The organism is Enterobacter cloacae complex sp. P29RS (genome assembly GCF_014893445.1).
GTDB classification, from domain to species: Bacteria; Pseudomonadota; Gammaproteobacteria; order Enterobacterales; family Enterobacteriaceae; genus Enterobacter; species Enterobacter intestinihominis.
Window position 1 is genome coordinate 24,146 of sequence record NZ_JADBPZ010000034.1, and the last position, 20,698, is coordinate 44,843.

The following is a 20,698-nucleotide window of genomic DNA, read 5'->3' on the forward strand; positions in this document are numbered from 1 at the left end:
AGGTTTCTATGACGTCTTTGTATCTTGCCTCCGGTTCTCCGCGTCGCCAGGAACTGCTCGCGCAGTTGGGTGTATCCTTCGAACGCATCGTTACCGGTATCGAAGAAAAACGTGCTGAGGGCGAAAGCGCTCAGCAGTATGTCTCCCGTCTGGCGCGTGAAAAAGCGCAGGCGGGCGTTGCATGCGTGCCGCGTGACTTACCGGTGCTGGGGGCCGATACCATCGTCATTCTCAATGGTGAGGTGCTTGAGAAACCCCGCGACGCAGACCATGCTGCGCGGATGCTGCGTAACATGTCCGGACAAACCCATCAGGTGATGACGGCGGTAGCGCTGGCAGACAGCCAGTACGTTCTGGATTGCCTTGTGGTAACGGAAGTGACGTTCAGAGTCCTCACCGACGAGGAGATCGCCGGCTATATCGCCAGCGGTGAACCTATGGATAAAGCAGGTGCATACGGTATTCAAGGGTTGGGTGGCTGTTTTGTCAGGAAGATAAATGGCAGCTATCACGCCGTAGTCGGCTTACCGCTGGTGGAAACGTATGAGTTGCTGAGCAATTTTAACTCACTGCGTGAGGGAAGGGATAATTATGACGGCTGAATTGTTGGTAAACGTAACGCCATCGGAAACCCGTGTGGCCTACATTGATGGTGGCATTCTTCAGGAAATTCATATTGAGCGTGAAGCGCGGCGCGGAATCGTAGGCAATATCTACAAAGGTCGTGTCAGTCGTGTACTGCCGGGTATGCAGGCGGCTTTTGTAGATATTGGGCTCGATAAAGCGGCGTTTTTACACGCCTCCGACATCATGCCGCATACCGAATGCGTGGCAGGCGAAGAGCAAAAGCAGTTTGCCGTGCGCGACATCTCTGAGCTGGTGCGTCAGGGCCAGGATCTGATGGTGCAGGTGGTAAAAGATCCGCTGGGCACCAAAGGCGCGCGTCTGACCACCGACATCACCCTTCCTTCACGTTATCTGGTCTTTATGCCGGGGGCGTCGCACGTCGGCGTGTCACAGCGTATTGAGAGCGAAAGCGAGCGTGAACGCCTGAAAAAGGTGGTCAGCGCCTACTGCGACGAGCAGGGTGGGTTTATTATCCGTACCGCAGCGGAAGGGATCAGCGAAGAAGACCTGGCCTCGGATGCGGCCTATCTGAAGCGCGTCTGGACCAAAGTGATGGAGCGTAAAAAACGCAACCAGACCCGCTACCGGCTGTACGGTGAGCTGGCGCTCGCTCAGCGCGTATTACGTGATTTCGCCGATGCGCAGCTCGACCGAATCCGCGTGGACTCGCGTCTGACGTACGAAGCCTTACTGGAGTTCACCGCCGAGTACATCCCGGAAATGCCGGGGCTGCTGGAGCATTACACCGGACGCCAGCCGATATTTGATCTCTATGACGTTGAAAACGAGATCCAGCGTGCGCTGGAGCGTAAGGTTGAGCTGAAATCGGGTGGCTATCTGATTATTGATCAGACCGAAGCGATGACCACCGTCGACATCAACACCGGCGCGTTTGTCGGCCATCGCAACCTCGATGACACCATCTTTAATACCAATATAGAAGCGACGCAGGCCATCGCACGCCAGCTTCGCCTGCGTAATCTGGGCGGTATTATCATCATCGACTTTATCGATATGAATAATGAAGACCACCGCCGTCGCGTGCTGCACTCCCTGGAGCAGGCGCTGAGTAAAGATCGCGTGAAAACGAGCATCAATGGCTTCTCGCAGCTCGGTCTGGTGGAAATGACCCGGAAACGGACCCGCGAAAGCGTGGAACATGTCCTGTGTAATGAGTGTCCAACCTGCCATGGACGCGGAACGGTAAAGACGGTGGAGACGGTCTGCTACGAGATCATGCGTGAGATTGTCCGTGTCCATCATGCCTACGACTCAGACCGTTTTCTGGTCTATGCTTCCCCTGCGGTGGCAGAGGCCCTGAAAGGGGAAGAGTCGCACGCGCTGGCGGAAGTGGAAATCTTTGTCGGCAAACAGGTAAAAGTGCAAATTGAGCCGCTCTATAACCAGGAGCAGTTTGACGTCGTCATGATGTAAACGCAGTTCGCTGCGAGATTTAAGGCTGACAAGGAGAGACGCGTGAGGCGATTGCCGGGGATTTTACTGCTTACAGGGGCAACGCTGGTCGTGATTGTCGCGTTGCTCGTGAGCGGGCTGCGTCTCGCCTTGCCGCATCTGGACAGCTGGCGGCCGCAGATCCTGGCAAAAATCGAATCTGCCACCGGTCTGCCGGTGGACGTGAGCCATATCGAGGCAAGCTGGCAGAACTTTGGCCCGACGCTTGATGCGCGGGATATCAGCGCCAGCCTGAAAGATGGCGGCCATCTTAAAATCAAACGCGTCACCCTGGCGCTGGATGTCTGGCAAAGCCTGCTGCATCTGCGCTGGCAGTTTCGCGATCTCACCTTCTGGCAACTTCAGCTGATGACCAACACGCCGCTGCAAAGCGGCGACAGCGATCGTGGGCTGGAAACCAGCCGTATCAGCGATCTCTTCCTGCGTCAGTTCGATCATTTCGATCTCCGCGACAGCGAAGTGAGCTTTATAACCCTTTCCGGACAGCGCGCTGAGCTGGCGATCCCACAGCTGACCTGGCTCAACGGGAAAGATCGCCACCGCGCCGAGGGGCAGGTGAATCTCTCCAGCCTGAACGGGCAGCACGGCGTTATGCAGGTGCGGATGGATCTGCGCGACGACAATGGCCTGCTGAACAACGGCAGGGTGTGGCTACAGGCGGACGATGTGGACGTGAAGCCGTGGCTGGGTGAGTGGCTACAGCAGAACATGCAGCTGGAAACCGCGCGCTTCAGCCTGGAAGGCTGGATGACCCTGACGAACGGGGCGTTCGCCAGCGGCGATATCTGGCTTAAGCAGGGGGGCGCGAGCTGGAAGGGGGAAAACCATCAGCATCAGCTTTCCGTCGATAACCTCACCGCACACGTGACGCAGGATAAAGGCGGCTGGCAGTTCGCTATTCCGGATACGCGCATCTCCATGGATAACAAACCCTGGCCGCGCGGCGCACTGACGCTGGCGTGGATGCCGGAGCAGGACGTCGGCGGGATAAACGGTAAACGCAGCGATGAGTTGCGTATCCGCGCCAGTAACCTGGATCTGACGGCGATCGAAGGGCTGCGTTCAATGGCCGCAAAACTCTCCCCGGAGCTGGGCGAAATCTGGCTGGCGACGCAGCCGAGCGGGCAGATAAACCGGCTGGCGCTGGATATTCCGCTCCAGGCCACGGAAAAGACGCGTTTTCAGGCGGCATGGAAAAATCTCGCATGGAAACAGTGGAAGCTGCTGCCGGGTGCCGAGCACTTCAGCGGTAAACTGGAAGGAAGCGTGGAAAACGGCAGGCTGACGGCAGAAATGCAGGAAGCAAAAATGCCGTACGAAACGGTCTTCCGTGCGCCACTGGAGATCGAAAAGGGAAACGCCACCCTTAACTGGCGGAAGAATGACAAAGGTTTTCAGCTCGATGGTCGCGATATTGATGTAAAAGCCAAAGCGGTACATGCCCGCGGTAATTTCCGTTATCTACAGCCTGAAGGCGATGAGCCGTGGCTGGGCATTCTGGCAGGCATCAGCACGGATGACGGTTCGCAGGCGTGGCGCTACTTCCCGGAAAACCTGATGGGGAAAGCGCTGGTAGACTATCTCAGCGGCGCCATTCAGGGCGGTCAGGCGGACAACGCCACGCTGGTCTACGGCGGCAATCCGCACCTGTTCCCGTATAAGCATAACGAAGGCCAGTTCCAGGTTCTGGTGCCGCTACGCAACGCCACCTATGCCTTCCAGCCGGACTGGCCCGCGCTGAAGAATCTGAATATCGAACTCAACTTCCTGAATGACGGCTTGTGGATGAAGACGGACAGCGTTGCGCTGGGCGGCGTAACGGCAAGCAACCTGACGGCAAACATCCCGGATTACTCCAAAGAGAAACTGCTGATTGATGCGGATATTAAGGGGCCGGGTAAAGCGGTTGGCCCATATTTTGAAGATACGCCGCTGGATGACTCCCTGGCGGCCACTCTCCAGCAGTTGCAGTTAGATGGTGATGTGAATGCTCGCTTACATCTGGATATCCCGCTCGACGGTGAAATGACCACCGCCAAAGGCGACGTTCGTCTGAACAATAACAGCCTCTATATCAAGCCGCTGGACAGCACGCTGAAAAACCTTAGCGGTCAGTTCAGCTTTGTTAACGGCAATCTGAAAAGTAAGCCGCTGAAAGCGACCTGGTTCAATCAACCCGTCAATATCGATTTCTCCACCACCGAGGGCGATAAAGCCTACCAGGTGGCGGTCAATATGGACGCGAACTGGCAGCCGTCACGCATGGATGTTCTGCCGAAGCCGATTGAGAATGCGGTGGACGGCGCGGTGTCATGGAATGGCAAGGTCGCCATCGATCTGCCTTATCATGCCGGTGCGCGCTATAACGTCGACATTACGGGCGATCTAAAAAACCTCAGTAGCCAGCTTCCCGCACCGCTGAACAAGAAAAGCGGTGAAGCACTGCCCGTCAACGTTAAGGTTGCGGGCAACCTCTACAGCTTTGATTTAACCGGAAACGCTGGCGGAACAAACCACTTCAACAGCCGCTGGCTGCTTAACCGCAAGCTGACGCTGGACAGGGCGATCTGGACGACGGACAGCCGTACCACGCCGCCGCTGCCGGAGCAGGCGGGCATTGAACTGAATCTCCCGCCGATGGATGGCGCAGAGTGGCTGGCACTGTTTCAGAAAGGTGTCGGGCAAAACGTCGACCAAACGGCGCAGTTCCCGCAGTCCATTACCTTGCGCACGCCTGCGCTGACGCTAGGTGGGCAGCAGTGGAACAACCTGAGTATTGTCTCCCGGCCGACGGTGAACGGCTCAAAGGTCGAGGCGCAGGGGCGTGAAATTAACGGTTCGTTGACGATGCGCGATAACGCGCCATGGCAGGCGGCTATCCGTTATCTCTATTACAACCCGACCTTTACGGCGTCTAAAACACAGTCGACAAGTACGTCTCCTTTCAGCAGCAGTGGAACGTCGCGCGTGGATTTCAGCAACTGGCCCGATCTCCAGCTGCGCTGTGCGGAGTGCTGGCTGTGGGGACAGAAATATGGCCGTATCGACGGTGATTTTGCTATTCAGGGCAATACGCTGAGCCTCTCTGGTGGGCTGGTGGATACCGGCTTTGGCCGCATGACCGCCGCTGGCGAGTGGGTGAACAAACCGGGTGAACAGCGCACCTCGCTGAAGGGCGATATTAAAGGCAACAAGCTGGACGCAGCGGCTAACTTCTTTGGGATCAGCACGCCGCTTCGCGGATCGTCCTTCGATGTGAATTACGATCTGCACTGGCGCGCGGCACCGTGGCAGCCGGACGTTGCCTCGCTGAACGGTATCCTCAGAACCCGTTTTGGTAAGGGACAAATTGCCGATGTTAGCACCGGTCATGCAGGGCAAATACTGCGCCTGCTGAGCTTTGACGCGCTGCTGCGCAAGCTGCGCTTCGATTTCAGCGATACCTTCAACGACGGTTTCTATTATGACTCCATTCGCGGAACGGCCTGGATCAAGGACGGCGTGATGCATACCGATGATACGCTGCTGGACGGCCTGGAAGCGGACATCGCCATGAAAGGATCAGTAAACCTTGTGCGCCGGGAGCTGGATATGGAAGCGGTTGTTGCCCCGGAAATCTCCGCTACAGTGGGTGTTGCTACCGCTTTTGTGGTCAATCCGATAATCGGCGCGGCGGTATTTGCCGCCAGCAAAGTGCTGGGGCCGCTCTGGAGCAAAGTCTCGATTCTGCGCTACCGCATTACGGGCCCAATCGATAAACCGCAGATTAATGAAGTGCTGCGCCAGCCGCGCAAAGAAGCACAGCAATGATTTGACGTGGGCAGGTAATTGCCTCACTCTCAATAATATTGATTTTATACCGCCACCGGCGGCAACGAACGAGTAGCAATACGATGAGTCTGAACCTGGTAAGTGAACATTTGCTCGCAGCGAACGGCCTGAGCCATCAGGACCTGTTCTCCATTCTTGGTCAACTGACCGAACGCCGCCTCGACTACGGCGATCTCTATTTCCAGTCGAGCTATCACGAATCCTGGGTTTTAGAAGACAGCATCATTAAAGATGGTTCTTATAACATTGACCAGGGCGTCGGCGTGCGCGCCGTCAGCGGCGAAAAAACCGGTTTTGCTTATGCAGACCAGATAAGCCTGGCCGCGCTGGAGCAGAGCGCGCAGGCGGCGCGAACCATTGTGCGTGATACCGGCGACGGTCGCGTGAAAACCCTGGGTGAAGTGCAGCACGCTGCGCTTTATACCAGCATCGACCCACTGCAAAGCATGAGCCGCGAAGAGAAGCTGGACATCCTGCGTCGCGTGGACAAAGTGGCTCGCGCGGCGGATAAACGCGTGCAGGAAGTTTCTGCCAGCCTGAGCGGTGTTTATGAACTGATCCTGGTGGCGGCGACGGACGGTACGCTGGCCGCCGACGTGCGTCCGCTTGTGCGCCTCTCTATCAGCGTGCAGGTGGAAGACGACGGCAAGCGCGAGCGCGGCTCAAGCGGTGGCGGCGGTCGTTTTGGCTACGACTGGTTCCTCGGCGACGTTGACGGCGAAGCGCGCGCGGATGCGTGGGCAAAAGAAGCCGTGCGCATGGCGCTGGTCAACCTGTCTGCCGTGGCGGCACCTGCCGGTACGCTGCCGGTGGTTCTGGGCGCAGGCTGGCCTGGCGTGCTGCTGCACGAAGCGGTCGGTCACGGCCTGGAGGGGGATTTCAACCGTCGCGGGACGTCCGTATTCAGCGGTCAGATGGGGCAGCTTGTCTCCTCCGAGCTGTGTACCGTGGTGGATGATGGCACCATGCTCGACCGTCGCGGCTCGATTTCTATCGACGATGAAGGCACGCCGGGCCAGTACAACGTGCTGATCGAAAATGGCGTACTGAAAGGTTACATGCAGGACAAGCTTAACGCGCGTCTGATGGGCGTTGCGCCAACGGGTAACGGTCGTCGCGAATCCTACGCGCACCTGCCGATGCCGCGCATGACCAACACCTACATGCTGCCGGGTAAATCCACGCCGCAGGAGATTATCGAATCCGTTGATTACGGTATCTTCGCGCCAAACTTTGGCGGCGGCCAGGTGGATATCACCTCCGGTAAATTTGTCTTCTCTACCTCAGAGGCGTATCTGATTGAGAAGGGCAAAGTGACCAAAGCGGTGAAGGGCGCAACCCTGATTGGCTCTGGCATTGAGGCCATGCAGCAGATTTCCATGGTGGGTAACGACCTGAAGCTGGATAACGGCGTGGGCGTCTGCGGTAAAGAAGGTCAGAGCCTGCCGGTAGGCGTGGGCCAGCCAACCCTGAAGGTCGATAACCTGACGGTGGGCGGCACGGCGTAATTTTTTCATTTTCCCCTCACCCTAACCCTCTCCCCAACGGGGAGAGGGGACTGCTCCGTGCCGTCTTTTCTCCCTCGCCCCTTTGGGGAGAGGGCCGGGGTGAGGGGGGAGGCCTACTCTTTCCTTCTTCCCCGCATCCCCTGAAACAGCTCTGCCACTTCCACAAAATAGTCCGTCAGATAGTTAATACAGACCTGCACCTTCAGCGGTAGCTTGTCCTTTTCGGTATAGAGCGCGTACACCGGGCGCGGATCCGACTGGTAGCGCGGGAAGAGGATCTCCAGTTCGCCGCTGTTGATCTCGTTGATCACCCACATCAGCGGCACGTAGGCGATCCCGGCCCCGGCCACCAGCCAGCGTGAGATGGTCATCGGATCGTTGGTCACGAAGCGGCCTTCAGGCAGCAGTTTGGTGGAAAGCCCTTCTGGCGCGATCAGTTCAAATTCGTTATCTGGGCGAACGCTGTATTCCAGCCACGAGTGGTTGCTCAGGTCGGCAGGTTTTTCCGGTACGCCATACTGTGCCAGATAGCTTTTCGAAGCGCAGACCACCATCGGCATGCTGCCCAGTCGACGCGAGAACAGGCTCGAGTCCTGCAATGCGCCAACGCGGATCACCACGTCTAACCCATCGGCAATCAGATCCGGTGCCGGAATACCCGTTACCAGATTAACGGTTAAACCGGGATACTCTTTCAGCATTTCCGCCGTCATGGCAGCGAGAACATTTTGTGCCATAGTTGAAGAACACCCGATACGCAGCGTGCCGATAGGCGTGTTGTTAAAGGCGTAGAGCTGCTCGTGAACATCCTGCACTTCATGCAGCATTCGACGGCAGCCCTGATAGTAAATTTTACCCGCTTCCGTCAGCCCAATGCTGCGGGTGCTGCGGTTGAGCAGCTTCACCTGGAGCTCATCTTCCAGTTTTGACACTGTCTGGCTAATGGATGAGACGCTCATTTGTAGCTGACGTGCTGCGGCGGTAAAAGAGCCTTGCTCAACCACTTTCGCAAAGACGGACATGCGTTTTAGACGTTCCATTATTCACTCTGGCTTAAAAGTGATTTAGATCACATATGATAGATAACAGCATAACAGTTACGTTAATATATTATTAATTACATAACGGCTGCGCCACTCTCGCCCGGCAATTCATGCTCTCCTGCGGCGGCGTGAGCTTAATAATCCAGTAACCTGCATCTCTTTAATCAAGGTCAACATGAGTCTGTTTCCCGTTATCGTGGTGTTCGGTCTGTCGTTCCCACCGATATTTTTCGAGCTTCTTTTATCACTGGCGATCTTCTGGCTGGTGCGCAAGGTGCTGGTCCCTACCGGGATTTATGATTTCGTCTGGCATCCTGCATTGTTTAATACCGCGCTGTATTGCTGCCTGTTCTATTTAATATCGCGCATGTTTGTCTGAGGTTGATGTGAAAACGCTAACAAGAAAAATCTCCCGCACTGCCATCACTATGGCGCTGGTCATCCTGGCGTTCATCGCTATTTTTCGCGCCTGGGTTTATTACACCGAATCCCCGTGGACGCGCGATGCGCGTTTCAGCGCGGAGGTGGTCGCGATAGCGCCCGATGTCGCCGGTCTCATTACGGCGGTCAATGTCCACGATAACCAGCTGGTGAAAAAAGATCAGGTACTGTTCACTATCGACCAGCCGCGCTATCAAAAAGCGCTGGAAGAAGCGGAAGCCGACGTAGCGTATTACAACGCGCTGGCCGCTGAAAAACGCCGTGAAGCAGGACGTCGTAACAAGCTGGGCATCCAGGCCATGTCCCGGGAAGAGATTGATCAGTCCAATAACGTGCTGCAAACCGTGCTGCATCAGCTGGCAAAAGCGCAGGCGACGCGCGATCTGGCGAAGCTCGATCTGGAACGTACCGTTATCCGCGCCCCGTCCGATGGCTGGGTAACCAACCTCAACGTCTATGCGGGTGAGTTTATCACGCGCGGCTCTACGGCCGTGGCGCTGGTGAAACAGAACTCTTTCTACGTCCTCGCCTATATGGAAGAGACCAAGCTGGAAGGCGTGCGTCCGGGCTATCGCGCCGAAATCACGCCGCTCGGCAGCAACCGGGTCCTGAAAGGAACCGTGGACAGCGTGGCCGCGGGGGTGACCAACGCCAGCAGTACCAATGATTCAAAAGGGATGGCGACCGTCGATTCTAACCTCGAGTGGGTTCGTCTGGCGCAGCGCGTACCGGTACGCATTCGTCTGGATGAGCAGCAGAGCAACCTCTGGCCCGCAGGCACCACGGCGACGGTAGTGATCACCGGTGAAAAAGACCGTGATGCCAGCCAGGATTCTATCTTCCGTCAAATCGCCCATCGCCTGCGCGAGTTTGGTTGATCGCTATGGGCATTTTTTCCATCGCCAGCCAGCACATCCGCTTCGCCGTGAAGCTGGCATGCGCCATTGTGCTGGCGCTGTTTGTTGGCTTCCATTTCCAGCTTGAAACGCCGCGCTGGGCTGTTCTGACCGCCGCGATCGTCGCCGCCGGTCCTGCCTTCGCGGCGGGTGGCGAGCCTTACTCCGGGGCAATTCGCTATCGCGGGATGCTGCGTATTATCGGCACCTTTATCGGCTGTATCGCCGCCCTGACCATTATCATCCTGATGATCCGCACGCCGCTGCTGATGCTGATTGTATGCTGTATCTGGGCGGGTTTTTGCACCTGGGTCTCTTCGCTGGTGAAGGTGGAGAACTCGTATGCCTGGGGCCTGGCGGGATATACCGCGCTGATTATTATCATCACCATTCAGAGTGAACCGCTGCTTGCTCCGCAGTTCGCCGTGGAACGTTGCAGCGAGATTGTCATTGGTATCGTCTGCGCGATTGTCGCCGATCTGCTCTTCTCTCCGCGATCCATCAAGCAGGAAGTCGATCGTGAGCTGGACGCGCTGATTGTTGCCCAGTACCAGCTCATGCAACTGTGCATTAAGCACGGCGACAGCGAAGAGGTCGACAAGGCCTGGAGCGCGCTGGTGCGCCGCACGCAGGCGCTGGAAGGGATGCGCAGTAATCTCAATATGGAGTCTTCCCGCTGGGAGCGTGCCAATCGTCGTCTGAAAGCGATCAATACCGTCTCGTTAACGCTGATCACCCAGGCGTGTGAAACCTACCTGATTCAGAACACTCGCCCCGAAGTGGTAACGGATACCTTCCGCGAACTGTTTGATGAGCCTGTGGAGACAGTGCAGGACGTGCATCGACAGCTTAAACGCATGCGTCGTGTGATTGCCTGGACGGGGGAACGGGATACGCCAGTCACCATTTATACCTGGGTTGGCGCCGCAACGCGCTACCTGCTTCTGAAACGCGGCGTGATTAGCAACACCAAAATCAGTGCGGCGGAAGAAGAGGTGTTACAGGGCGAAGTGGTGATCAAACCGGAATCCGCCGAGCGTCATCATGCGATGGTTAACTTCTGGCGTACCACCCTGGCCTGTATACTCGGCACGCTGTTCTGGCTGTGGACCGGCTGGACGTCCGGCAGCGGCGCGATGGTGATGATTGCCGTCGTTACCGCGCTGGCGATGCGTCTGCCCAACCCGCGCATGGTCGCTATTGATTTTCTGTACGGCACCATTGCGGCGTTACCCATTGGCGCGCTCTACTTCCTGGTAATCATCCCCTCGACGCAGCAAAGCATGCTTTTGCTCTGTATCAGCCTGGCGGTGATGGCGTTCTTTATCGGGATTGAGGTACAAAAACGCCGTCTGGGATCGTTAGGTGCGCTGGCGAGTACGATTAACATCCTCGTGCTGGATAACCCGATGACCTTCCATTTCAGCCAGTTCCTGGATAGCGCATTAGGCCAGCTGGTGGGCTGTTTCCTGGCGATGATGGTGATCCTGCTGGTGCGGGATAACTCTCAGGCGCGGACAGGGCGCGTGCTGCTCAATCAGTTTGTGTCGGCCGCCGTATCGTCCTTGACCACCAACACCGCGCGGCGCAAGCAGAACCACCTTCCGGCCCTTTACCAGCAACTGTTCCTGCTGTTGAATAAATTCCCGGGCGATGTCGCTCGCTTCCGTCTGGCGTTAACCATGATTATCGCGCACCAGCGTCTGCGGAACGCGCCAGTGCCGATCAACGACGATTTGTCCGCTTTCCACCGCCAGCTACGGCGAACGGCGGACCATGTGATATCGGCATCCAGTGATGACAAACGTCGCCGCTACTTTAAGCAACTGCTGGAGGAGCTGGATATCTACCAGGAGAAACTGCGAGTCTGGGAAGCCCCGCCGCAGGTTACCGAGCCGGTAGAGCGGCTGGTGTTTATGCTGCACCGCTACCAGAATGCGCTGACAGACAGCTAACGAAGAGAAAACCGACGCCAAAAGCGTCGGTTTTTTTGTGGCTATACTTATTCTTGCAGGTTCAAACATTCAGGAAGGGAGGACACATGACAACCCAGGCTCTTCAGGACAGTATTCTTTTTCAGACCGGGTATCTGGTTAACGGTATCTGGAAAACACTCGACACCACGTTTGATGTGCTAAACCCGGCCACGGGCGAGGTGGTTGCGAAAGTGGCGAAAGCAGGGAAAGCCGAAACCGAAGAGGCCATTGCGGCCGCGACGAAAGCCTTTCCCGCATGGCGCGCAAAAACGGCAAAAGAGCGTTCCACGATCCTCTATCGCTGGTATGAACTGATTATCGAGAACAAAAGCTGGCTCGGGCGGCTGATGACCACCGAGCAGGGCAAGCCGCTGAAAGAGGCTGAGGGCGAGGTGGACTACGCTGCCAGCTTTATTCAGTGGTTTGCGGAGCAGGCCAAGCGCGCTAACGGTGAAATCATTCCTCCGGTTAAACCCGGCTCCCGTATTCTGGCCACTCGTGAACCTGTTGGGGTGGTTGCTGCTATCACGCCATGGAATTTCCCGATGGCTATGCTCACCCGTAAGCTCGGCCCGGCGCTGGCAGCAGGATGTACCGGCGTCATCAAGCCTGCAAACAACACGCCGCTGAGCGCCTTTGCGCTGCTGACGCTGGCGAAGCAGGCCGGTGTGCCGGATGGTGTGCTGAATGCGGTCGCGGGGAGCACCTCAGAAATTAGTGACGCCATTATGGCCAGCCATGACGTGCGCAAAATCTCGTTTACGGGGTCAACCGCCGTCGGGAAAACGCTGGTTCGCAATTCCGCTGAGACCATGAAAAAGGTATCGATGGAGCTGGGCGGCAATGCGCCGTATATCGTTTTCGAGGACGCGGATATTGAGGCCGCCGTCAAAGGCGCCATCGCCAATAAATTCCGTAACGCCGGGCAGGTCTGCGTCAGCGTAAACCGTTTCTATATTCAGGAGACGGTCTATGACAAGTTTGTCAATCAGCTTGCCGATGCGGTGAAGGCGCTGAAGGTGGGTAACGGTCTGGACGAGGGCGTCGTTGTCGGCCCGCTGATTGAGCCTTCGGCTGTCGAGAAAGTCCGTGAGCACGTCGAAGATGCGGTAGCGAAGGGGGCCACGGTGCTGGCTGGGGGTAAACCGCACGAACTTGGCGGCAACTTCTGGATGCCAACCGTACTCGGTGACTGCCATGAAGGCATGAAGCTGGCAGAAGAAGAGACCTTTGGTCCCGTTGCCGCCTGCTTCCGCTTCACGTCGGAAGACGAAGTGGTTATGCGCGCTAACAATACGCCTTACGGGCTGGCGGCCTACTTTTATACCCAGAATCTCTCGCGCGTGTTCCGCGTCTCACAGGCCATTGAGAGCGGCATGATCGGAATTAATGAATGTGCGGTCTCGACCGAGCTGGGTCCGTTTGGGGGCGTAAAAGAGTCCGGGCTGGGGCGCGAGGGGTCCGTGCTGGGGCTGGAGGAGTTTCTGGAAGTTAAAACCCTGCATATCGGGGGCTTATAATAGACAGGGCGGCATCTGCCGCCCGCCTGTACCGGGTGGCTGGCAATGAAAATTTATACCTTTGATTTTGACGAAATTGATAGTCAGGAAGACTTCTACCGCGAGTTTATCCGGGCGTTCGACCTGGAGCGGGGCAGCGTAAACAATCTTGATATGCTGTGGGATGTGGTTACCGGCGACAGGCTGCCGTTACCGCTGGAGATCGAATTTACCCATCTGCCTGAAAAACTGCGCAGACGCTTTGGCGCATTGATTTTATTGTTTGATGAAGCGGAGGAGGAGCTGGAAGGGCAACTGCGTTTCAACGTGCGCCAGTGATAAAAAAGCCCCTGACCGGGAGGTCAGGGGCAAGTCGTATGATGAGATACGACGAGGGTTTATTTGTACAGTTCTGCGGTAGCGTGCCAGTGGTCGCCACTGCGCGCTTCGATGATGCGATAAGATGACGCACCCTGTTCTTCCGCTTTTTTGTTCAGCATTTCGTGCATGTCCATCGGAGAAGTACCGATGGCACCAACAGAAACGGTCCCGATAGCCTGACGGGATTGTGCCTGTTCGGCGTTAATAGTGTCGGCTGCAAACGCACCGAATGACAGGACTGACAGTACGCTCAGGGCAGCTACAGTGGTTTTAATTTTCATGATTATTTACCTCGTCAATTATTTTACTGGGGTCTTTGTTCTGTGACCCTCATCACAAAATCAAGTATACACTAATCACGGAAAAAATTAATACCAGACTAATGGTTTCGCCTGTTATTACGTGTTAAAAACATCATTTTTTATAACGGGAATGAATAAAAAAGGGCGTTACTCTGCAGGTGTTATGATTTTTTATTATGTAAATCAATTGGATAGGCGGCTTTGATTTTTAGTGCGATTTTACGGCAGATCATTCACTGAATGAATGTTAACAGGCGGTAAAAAGCACTATTTGCAAAAGCAGCAGGCAGAGAAAAGCAGGGTAAAACGAGGCGGCCGCAGAATGATCCCCGTAGCCAGGCGCTACGGGGCAGAAGATTACAGCTCCTGTTCGAACAGGACCAGAATCGCTTCGTAGAGGTCTTTCACCGAGAAACCATTTGCCGGGGTCGTAAAAATGGTGTCATCGCCAGCGATGGTCCCGAGGATCCCCTCTGCTTTACCCAGCGAGTCCAGCAGGCGGGCAATCAGCTGGGCTGCACCCGGGCTGGTGTGGATCACGACCACGGCATCGTTATAGTCAATGTCCAGAACCAGGTTTTTCAGCGGGCTGGAGGTCGTTGGCACGCCAAGTTCAGCAGGCAGGCAATAAACCATCTCCATTTTGGCGTTGCGCGTACGCACTGCACCAAACTTGGTTAACATGCGGGAGACCTTCGACTGATTGATGTTGTCGAAGCCTTGCTCCTGCAACGCCTGAACAATTTCTCCCTGAGAACTGAATTTCTCTTCTTTGAGTAGCGCTTTAAACGCTTTCACTAATTCTTCTTGCTTAGACGAGCTTCGCATAAGTCACCCGGAATATGACGATAGAAACAACATTATTATGCATGTGGATGAATTTTTATGCAAATTATCTACCTGGCACCAGGCTGAAATAATGTTATGAAAGGGAGAGATTTTATCAGATTTCGTTATCAGAAAACATGCCTGGGTCACGCCGCGCAAATAAGCTTAAAAGTAAATTAAATGTTATCAAAATGATGTTGTTTTGGTGGCGTGGCAGGGTGTATTGTAACCCCCTCTTAATTCGTTGTTGCCCACAGCCTGATAGCATTCGGGTGAAGGTCAAAGACGTGCGACCTCAAATTCTTTAGCGATGAAAATTGTAATTAATGACGTGCTGAATTATGGTCGCCGCAACGGAGTTACAGATACTTAAGTTAACCATAATAAGGAGTTTAGGATGAAAGTCGCAGTCCTCGGCGCTGCTGGTGGTATCGGCCAGGCGCTTGCCCTACTACTGAAAACCCAACTGCCTTCAGGCTCAGAACTCTCCCTGTACGATATTGCTCCGGTAACCCCAGGTGTGGCGGTTGACCTGAGCCACATCCCGACAGCTGTGAAAATCAAAGGCTTCTCCGGTGAAGATGCGCGTCCTGCGTTGCAGAATGCCGATGTGGTGCTGATCTCCGCGGGTGTTGCACGTAAACCGGGTATGGATCGTTCAGACCTGTTCAACGTCAACGCGGGCATCGTGAAAAACCTGGTTCAGCAGATCGCTGAAACCTGCCCGAAAGCGTGCATCGGTATCATCACCAACCCGGTGAACACCACCGTTGCCATCGCAGCAGAAGTGCTGAAGAAAGCGGGCGTTTACGACAAGAACAAACTGTTCGGCGTAACTACGCTGGATATCATCCGTTCCAATACCTTCGTGGCTGAGCTGAAAGGCAAGCAGCCAACGGAAGTGGAAGTGCCGGTTATCGGCGGACACTCTGGCGTGACCATCCTGCCTCTGCTGTCGCAGATCCCGGGCGTGAGCTTCACCGAGCAGGAAGTGGCTGACCTGACCAAACGTATTCAGAATGCAGGCACCGAAGTGGTGGAAGCGAAGGCGGGTGGCGGTTCTGCAACCCTGTCTATGGGCCAGGCGGCGGCGCGTTTCGGCCTGTCTCTGGTTCGCGCGCTGCAGGGCGAGAAAAACGTGGTTGAATGCGCTTACGTAGAAGGCGACGGTGAACACGCGCGCTTCTTCTCTCAGCCGCTGCTGCTGGGTAAAAACGGCGTTGAAGAGCGTAAGTCTATCGGCACGCTGAGCGCGTTTGAGCAAAACGCGATGGAAGGCATGCTGGATACGCTGAAGAAAGACATCACGCTGGGCGAAGAGTTCGTTAACAAGTGATCTTGTCCCGGTAAAAAAAACGGAGCGCTAAGCTCCGTTTTTTTATGCCCGTCAGTTAGTGGCCGGGTATTCCTGGATGGTGACCTGAATCGTGAGCTTCTTGTCATTACGCATGACTTCTACGGGGATGATAGAGCCCGGTCGAATTTCCGCCACCTGGTCCATCGTTTCCAGCGCAGAGACCGCCGGCGTGCCGTTGACGGAAAGAATAACGTCGTTCACCTGGATACCTGCATTGGCCGCCGGGCCGCCAGGCGCCACTTCGTTGACCACAATCCCCTGGATCTGATCGATACCACCGCCCTGCGTATGCATCGGCGCGATTTCACGCCCGCCAATACCGATGTAGCCACGGATCACGCGGCCATCGCGGATCAGCTTGTCCATGATCTTAGTCGCCAGCTGGAACGGAATGGCAAAGCCAATCCCTTCCGGTGTTTCGCCATCGTTGCTCTTGTCGAAGGAGAGGGTGTTAATGCCCATCAGTTCGCCCAGAGAGTTCACCAGCGCACCGCCGGAGTTACCGTGGTTGATCGAGGCATCGGTTTGCAGGAAGTTCTGCCGCCCTGACGGGTTCAGTCCAATTCGACCTGTCGCGCTGATGATCCCCTGAGTGATGGTCTGGCCCAGGTTATACGGGTTACCGATCGCCAGCACCACATCGCCGATATGCGGCGTTCGTTTGCGATTAATCGGGATAGTCGGCAGACCGCCCGTGGCGTTGATCTTCAGCACCGCCAGATCGGTCAGGCTGTCCGACCCCACCAGCAGGGCTTCAAACACGCGGCCATCCTGCAAGGCGACGATAATCTGGTCGGCATCGTTGATCACGTGTTTATTGGTGATGATGTAACCCCGGTCATCCATGATCACACCGGAACCGAGCGTGCGGATCTCCAGCTGGTTATGAGCGGAACTGTTAAGCCCGCGGTTATAGACGTTAACCACGGCGGGGGCGGCACGGCGTACCGCCTGATTGTACGTTGCAGGCGTTTCATCCGTGCTGTCGAACTGAGGAGCCGACAGTTTGTTGAACTGGCGTAAAGATGGCATAGCCACCAGCAGCAGACCGGCAACGATCAAACCAATGACAATTGAACGAAAGAGCTTTAAAAGCATGATGCGTGTGTCGTTAAAAAAGGAACGGTTTGCAGCATAACATGAGTTATCCGGACATCACACGCAGCGGCGATGCCCGGAGTCGCAAATGGTTAACGCAGTAAAATGTAGAGGGTGTCGTTGCCACGGATAATTTGCAGGGCAATGACCGCCGGTTTACTCTCCAGCACCTTACGCATTTCGGCAATAGACTGCACGCGAGTGCGGTTCACGCCCACGATCACGTCGTCCTGATGTAAACCTGCCTGCGCGGCCGGGCTGCTCTTCTCAACGGCAGTGACAGAAATGCCTTTCGTGCCGTCTTTAAGCTGACCGTCGCTCAGCGTTGCGCCCTGTAGCGCCGGGGAGATCTGTTCTGCACTGGCGGAAGAAGAGGTGCTCTTGTCCAGTGTCACCTCCACGGTCAGCGGTTTGCCCTCGCGGATCAGGCCCAGCTTCACTTTAGCGCCAGGCTCCGTGGTGGCAATACGCGAACGTAATTCAGCGAAGCTGCTCAGCGGTTTATCGTTCAGGCTGACAATAACGTCACCGGATTTCACGCCCGCTTTCGCAGAGCCTGAGTTGGGCAGCACTTCGCTGACAAACGCCCCGCGCTGGACGTTGAGCTTAAAGGCTTTGGCGATATCGGCGCTCATCTCCATGCCTTTAATGCCCAGCAGCCCGCGCTTAACCTCGCCAAACTGTATCAGCTGTTGAGACAGGGTTTTCGCCATGTTACTCGGAATGGCAAAACCAATCCCGATGCTGCCGCCGCCTGGTGCGAGGATAGCGGTATTAATGCCGATCAGTTCGCCGTTCAGGTTAAGCAGCGCACCGCCGGAGTTGCCCCGGTTGATGGAGGCATCGGTCTGGATGAAATTTTCCAGCCCTTCGAGATTCAGGCCGCTGCGCCCCAGGGCAGAGACAATCCCGGAGGTGGCGGTCTGCCCTAAACCGAACGGATTACCGACCGCGACGGCAAAATCACCCACGCGCAGCTTATCGGAATCGGCGATGGCGATCTGGGTCAGGTTGCTGGGGTTTTGCACCTGTAGCAGGGCGATATCACTCTGATCGTCACCGCCGATCAGTTTGGCGTCAAACTCCCGGCCATCGTTCAGCTGAACGCTGATTTTATCAGCCTGGCTGATCACGTGGTTATTGGTCAGGATATAGCCTTTGGCCGCGTCGATAATCACGCCCGAACCAAGGCCTTCAAACGGCTGAGCCTGCTGATCCGGCGCCTCTTCGCCAAAATATTTCTTCAGCTCTTCGGGAATACGCTGGCTTTGGCGTGCCGTCCCTTCCACCTGAACGCTGACTACCGCAGGCAGGACTTTTTCAAGCATCGGCGCAAGGCTGGGAATGGCTTCTTGTCCTGGCACCTGCGAAGGTAGTGCCGCACTGGCGGGGAAGGACGCCGAGAGAGATAACCCGACACTTAACGCTAAGGCGCTCAACAGCTGGTTTTTTTTCTTCATCGATGCTGACTCTCGTATCCTGGAATGAAAAAGAACGGCCCCAAAAACATCTTGATGTTATTGAATTTTCAACCGCTGAACAATGAGGTGTTTGACTAAATAATAGCTGGGGACGGGAAGAAAGGACGGGCGCATAAGGTGCGCCCGTAAAATTTATTCAGGTTGTGCGATTAATCGCGTTTTACGCCACCGCGCAGCAGGCCGGACGCGCCGTCTGAATAGTCGCGTGGCATCTGAACCGGTGCCTGATCGTTACCGGCCTCAGAGTCCGCCAGACGATTGCGGAAGGGGTTGCTCTCCGCGGTCATTTCCGGCAGCAGGCTGCTGGAGCTTTTCGCCATGTGCTGGTAGAGCTGGCGATAATCTGTCGCCATGTTGTCCAGCAGCTCAGCGCTACGGGCAAAGTGGCTGACCAGCTCTTCGCGGTATTCTTCCAGTTCGGCTTTGTTCTTTTCCAGTTCGTATTGCAGTGACTGCTGCTGACGCAATTTGCGGTTACCGAAACGCATGGCCACAGCACCAATGATGATGCCGACGACTAAACCGATTAGCGCATATTCCCAGGTCATGAACTTCTCCCGTTGTCTTGTTGTTCCGTAGGGTGTTGGCTCGGCTCCTGCCTGTGCCTGATTATGCCACTATAACCGCTATTTCCGCAGAAGTGGAATCCTGACGTATCATCGCGTAGTGTAGAACGGCCTTTTTTTCATCAGCCACGACCGCTGATGAGGTTTAACTAAAGGAATAACAATAACATCATGCAAAACCTGTCCCCATCATCGCGTTACCAACTCGCCCTGAGTGAGGGCACACACCAGCCGGATGATGTCCAGCGTGAAGCGGTAAACCGCCTGGACACGATTTACCAGGAGCTTCTGGCGAAACCCGCCGATGCGGTGCAGAGCAGTGGGCTGAAGGCGGCATTCGGCCGTTTACTGGGCAAAAAAGAGCCCACGGTAAACGCACCGGTTCGTGGCTTATATATGTGGGGCGGCGTTGGACGGGGTAAGACCTGGCTGATGGACATGTTCTACCAGAGCCTGCCCGGTACGCGTAAGCAGCGTCTGCACTTTCACCGTTTTATGCTCCGGGTCCATGAAGAGCTGACGGCGCTCCAGGGCGAAACCGACCCGCTGGAAATCGTGGCGGACCGCTTCAAGGCGGAAACGGACGTACTCTGCTTCGACGAATTCTTTGTTTCCGATATTACGGACGCGATGCTGTTGGGGGGGCTGATGAAAGCGCTGTTTGCGCGTGGGATCACCCTGGTGGCGACCTCAAATATCCCGCCGGATGAGCTTTATCGCAACGGTCTCCAGCGGGCGCGTTTCCTGCCAGCCATAGATGCCATTAAGCAGTACTGCGACATCATGAATGTCGACGCTGGCGTCGACTATCGTTTGCGCACGCTGACGCAGGCGTACCTGTGGCTTTCACCGCTGAACGCCGACACAGCCAGCGAGATGGATAAACTCTGGCTGGCGCTGGCAGGGGCGCCGCGGGATAACGCACCAGCGCTGGAGATTAATCATCGTCCGTTGCCGACGCTTGGCGTAGAGAACCAGACGCTGGCCGTCTCGTTTGCAACGCTCTGCGTGGACGCCCGCAGCCAGCATGACTACATTGCGCTTTCGCGACTGTTCCATACCGTTATGTTATGGGATGTGCCCGTCATGACCCCTCTCATGGAGAGCGAAGCGCGCCGCTTCATCGCGCTGGTGGACGAGTTTTATGAGCGCCACGTCAAGCTGGTAGTCAGTGCCGAGGTGCCTTTATATGAGATCTATCAGGGCGAGCGCCTGAAGTTTGAGTTCCAGCGCTGCCTGTCGCGCCTGCAAGAGATGCAGAGCGAAGAGTACCTTAAGCGTGAGCATATGCCATAAATGCTACCCTCTCCCCGTGGGCTGAGGGATCCCCAGTAATTTTTTTATGCAGAAGCAATAAAGTTGCTTTCTAAATGACTGAGGGCTGTCAGCGA

Annotated in this window: 17 protein-coding genes; 11 read left to right on the top strand and 6 right to left on the bottom strand. The window is 55.8% G+C overall.

The window, feature by feature from the left end:
• Nucleotides 1–8 precede the first annotated feature (8 nt).
• From IM282_RS20850 to tldD, 4 genes are all read left to right on the top strand, one after another.
• The gene (locus tag IM282_RS20850; protein ID WP_003860403.1) at nucleotides 9–602 is read left to right on the top strand and encodes a nucleoside triphosphate pyrophosphatase; all 594 of its coding nucleotides are present in this window, start codon (nucleotides 9–11) and stop codon (nucleotides 600–602) included.
• Nucleotides 592–2,061 carry a ribonuclease G gene (gene rng, locus IM282_RS20855; RefSeq protein WP_003860405.1) on the top strand — a complete coding sequence of 490 codons (1,470 nt, stop codon included), beginning with the start codon at nucleotides 592–594 and terminating at the stop codon, nucleotides 2,059–2,061. Before IM282_RS20850 ends, rng begins: the two co-directional genes overlap by 11 nt.
• Before the next feature lie 42 nt (nucleotides 2,062–2,103).
• On the top strand, nucleotides 2,104–5,910 hold the full coding sequence (yhdP, locus tag IM282_RS20860) for an AsmA2 domain-containing protein YhdP (protein WP_192970791.1): 3,807 nt from the start codon (nucleotides 2,104–2,106) through the stop codon (nucleotides 5,908–5,910).
• An 83-nt stretch (nucleotides 5,911–5,993) separates the two neighbouring features.
• Nucleotides 5,994–7,439 (top strand): metalloprotease TldD, encoded by a 1,446-nt coding sequence (gene tldD / locus IM282_RS20865; protein WP_022649562.1) that lies wholly within the window; start codon nucleotides 5,994–5,996, stop codon nucleotides 7,437–7,439.
• Nucleotides 7,440–7,552: 113 nt separating this feature from the next.
• On the opposite strand, the gene aaeR is transcribed toward tldD, so the two are convergent.
• Nucleotides 7,553–8,479 carry an HTH-type transcriptional activator AaeR gene (gene aaeR, locus IM282_RS20870; RefSeq protein ID WP_022649561.1) on the bottom strand — a complete coding sequence of 309 codons (927 nt, stop codon included), beginning with the start codon at nucleotides 8,477–8,479 and terminating at the stop codon, nucleotides 7,553–7,555.
• Nucleotides 8,480–8,657: 178 nt separating this feature from the next.
• Here aaeR and aaeX point away from each other — a divergent pair, with 178 nt between their 5' ends.
• The 5 genes from aaeX (at nucleotide 8,658) to IM282_RS20895 (ending at nucleotide 13,633) form a co-directional block, all read left to right on the top strand.
• Entirely contained in the window at nucleotides 8,658–8,861 is a 204-nt protein-coding gene (gene aaeX / locus IM282_RS20875) for a p-hydroxybenzoic acid efflux pump operon protein AaeX (RefSeq protein WP_003860416.1), read from the top strand.
• A gap of 7 nt (nucleotides 8,862–8,868) precedes the next feature.
• Nucleotides 8,869–9,801, top strand: coding sequence for a p-hydroxybenzoic acid efflux pump subunit AaeA (gene aaeA / locus IM282_RS20880; RefSeq protein WP_023298740.1), 933 nt, complete (start codon nucleotides 8,869–8,871; stop codon nucleotides 9,799–9,801).
• Nucleotides 9,802–9,806: 5 nt separating this feature from the next.
• A complete protein-coding gene (gene aaeB / locus IM282_RS20885) occupies nucleotides 9,807–11,774 on the top strand; it encodes a p-hydroxybenzoic acid efflux pump subunit AaeB (RefSeq protein WP_023298739.1) in 1,968 nt (655 codons plus the stop codon).
• A gap of 86 nt (nucleotides 11,775–11,860) precedes the next feature.
• Nucleotides 11,861–13,315: an NAD-dependent succinate-semialdehyde dehydrogenase gene (locus tag IM282_RS20890; protein ID WP_017382714.1), complete on the top strand. Its 1,455-nt coding sequence runs from the start codon at nucleotides 11,861–11,863 to the stop codon at nucleotides 13,313–13,315.
• A 45-nt stretch (nucleotides 13,316–13,360) separates the two neighbouring features.
• Entirely contained in the window at nucleotides 13,361–13,633 is a 273-nt protein-coding gene (locus tag IM282_RS20895) for a barstar family protein (protein WP_022649557.1), read from the top strand.
• A 59-nt stretch (nucleotides 13,634–13,692) separates the two neighbouring features.
• On the opposite strand, the gene yhcN is transcribed toward IM282_RS20895, so the two are convergent.
• Both yhcN and argR read right to left on the bottom strand, forming a co-directional pair.
• Nucleotides 13,693–13,956 (bottom strand): peroxide/acid stress response protein YhcN, encoded by a 264-nt coding sequence (gene yhcN, locus IM282_RS20900; protein WP_006812160.1) that lies wholly within the window; start codon nucleotides 13,954–13,956, stop codon nucleotides 13,693–13,695.
• A gap of 378 nt (nucleotides 13,957–14,334) precedes the next feature.
• Complete coding sequence (gene argR / locus IM282_RS20905) at nucleotides 14,335–14,805, bottom strand: transcriptional regulator ArgR (protein WP_003860428.1); 471 nt, start codon at nucleotides 14,803–14,805, stop codon at nucleotides 14,335–14,337.
• 397 nt (nucleotides 14,806–15,202) lie between these two features.
• Between argR and mdh the strand changes: the two genes are divergently transcribed.
• On the top strand, nucleotides 15,203–16,141 hold the full coding sequence (mdh, locus tag IM282_RS20910) for a malate dehydrogenase (RefSeq protein WP_022649556.1): 939 nt from the start codon (nucleotides 15,203–15,205) through the stop codon (nucleotides 16,139–16,141).
• 51 nt (nucleotides 16,142–16,192) lie between these two features.
• On the opposite strand, the gene degS is transcribed toward mdh, so the two are convergent.
• The 3 genes from degS to zapG form a co-directional block, all read right to left on the bottom strand.
• Nucleotides 16,193–17,260 carry an outer membrane-stress sensor serine endopeptidase DegS gene (gene degS, locus IM282_RS20915; protein WP_003860430.1) on the bottom strand — a complete coding sequence of 356 codons (1,068 nt, stop codon included), beginning with the start codon at nucleotides 17,258–17,260 and terminating at the stop codon, nucleotides 16,193–16,195.
• Nucleotides 17,261–17,352: 92 nt separating this feature from the next.
• Nucleotides 17,353–18,720 (bottom strand): serine endoprotease DegQ, encoded by a 1,368-nt coding sequence (degQ, locus tag IM282_RS20920; protein WP_022649555.1) that lies wholly within the window; start codon nucleotides 18,718–18,720, stop codon nucleotides 17,353–17,355.
• A 170-nt stretch (nucleotides 18,721–18,890) separates the two neighbouring features.
• Entirely contained in the window at nucleotides 18,891–19,289 is a 399-nt protein-coding gene (gene zapG / locus IM282_RS20925) for a Z-ring associated protein ZapG (protein ID WP_022649554.1), read from the bottom strand.
• Nucleotides 19,290–19,478: 189 nt separating this feature from the next.
• On the opposite strand from zapG, the gene zapE reads away from it, so the two are divergent.
• Entirely contained in the window at nucleotides 19,479–20,603 is a 1,125-nt protein-coding gene (zapE, locus tag IM282_RS20930) for a cell division protein ZapE (protein ID WP_192970792.1), read from the top strand.
• The last annotated feature ends 95 nt before the right edge of the window (nucleotides 20,604–20,698 follow it).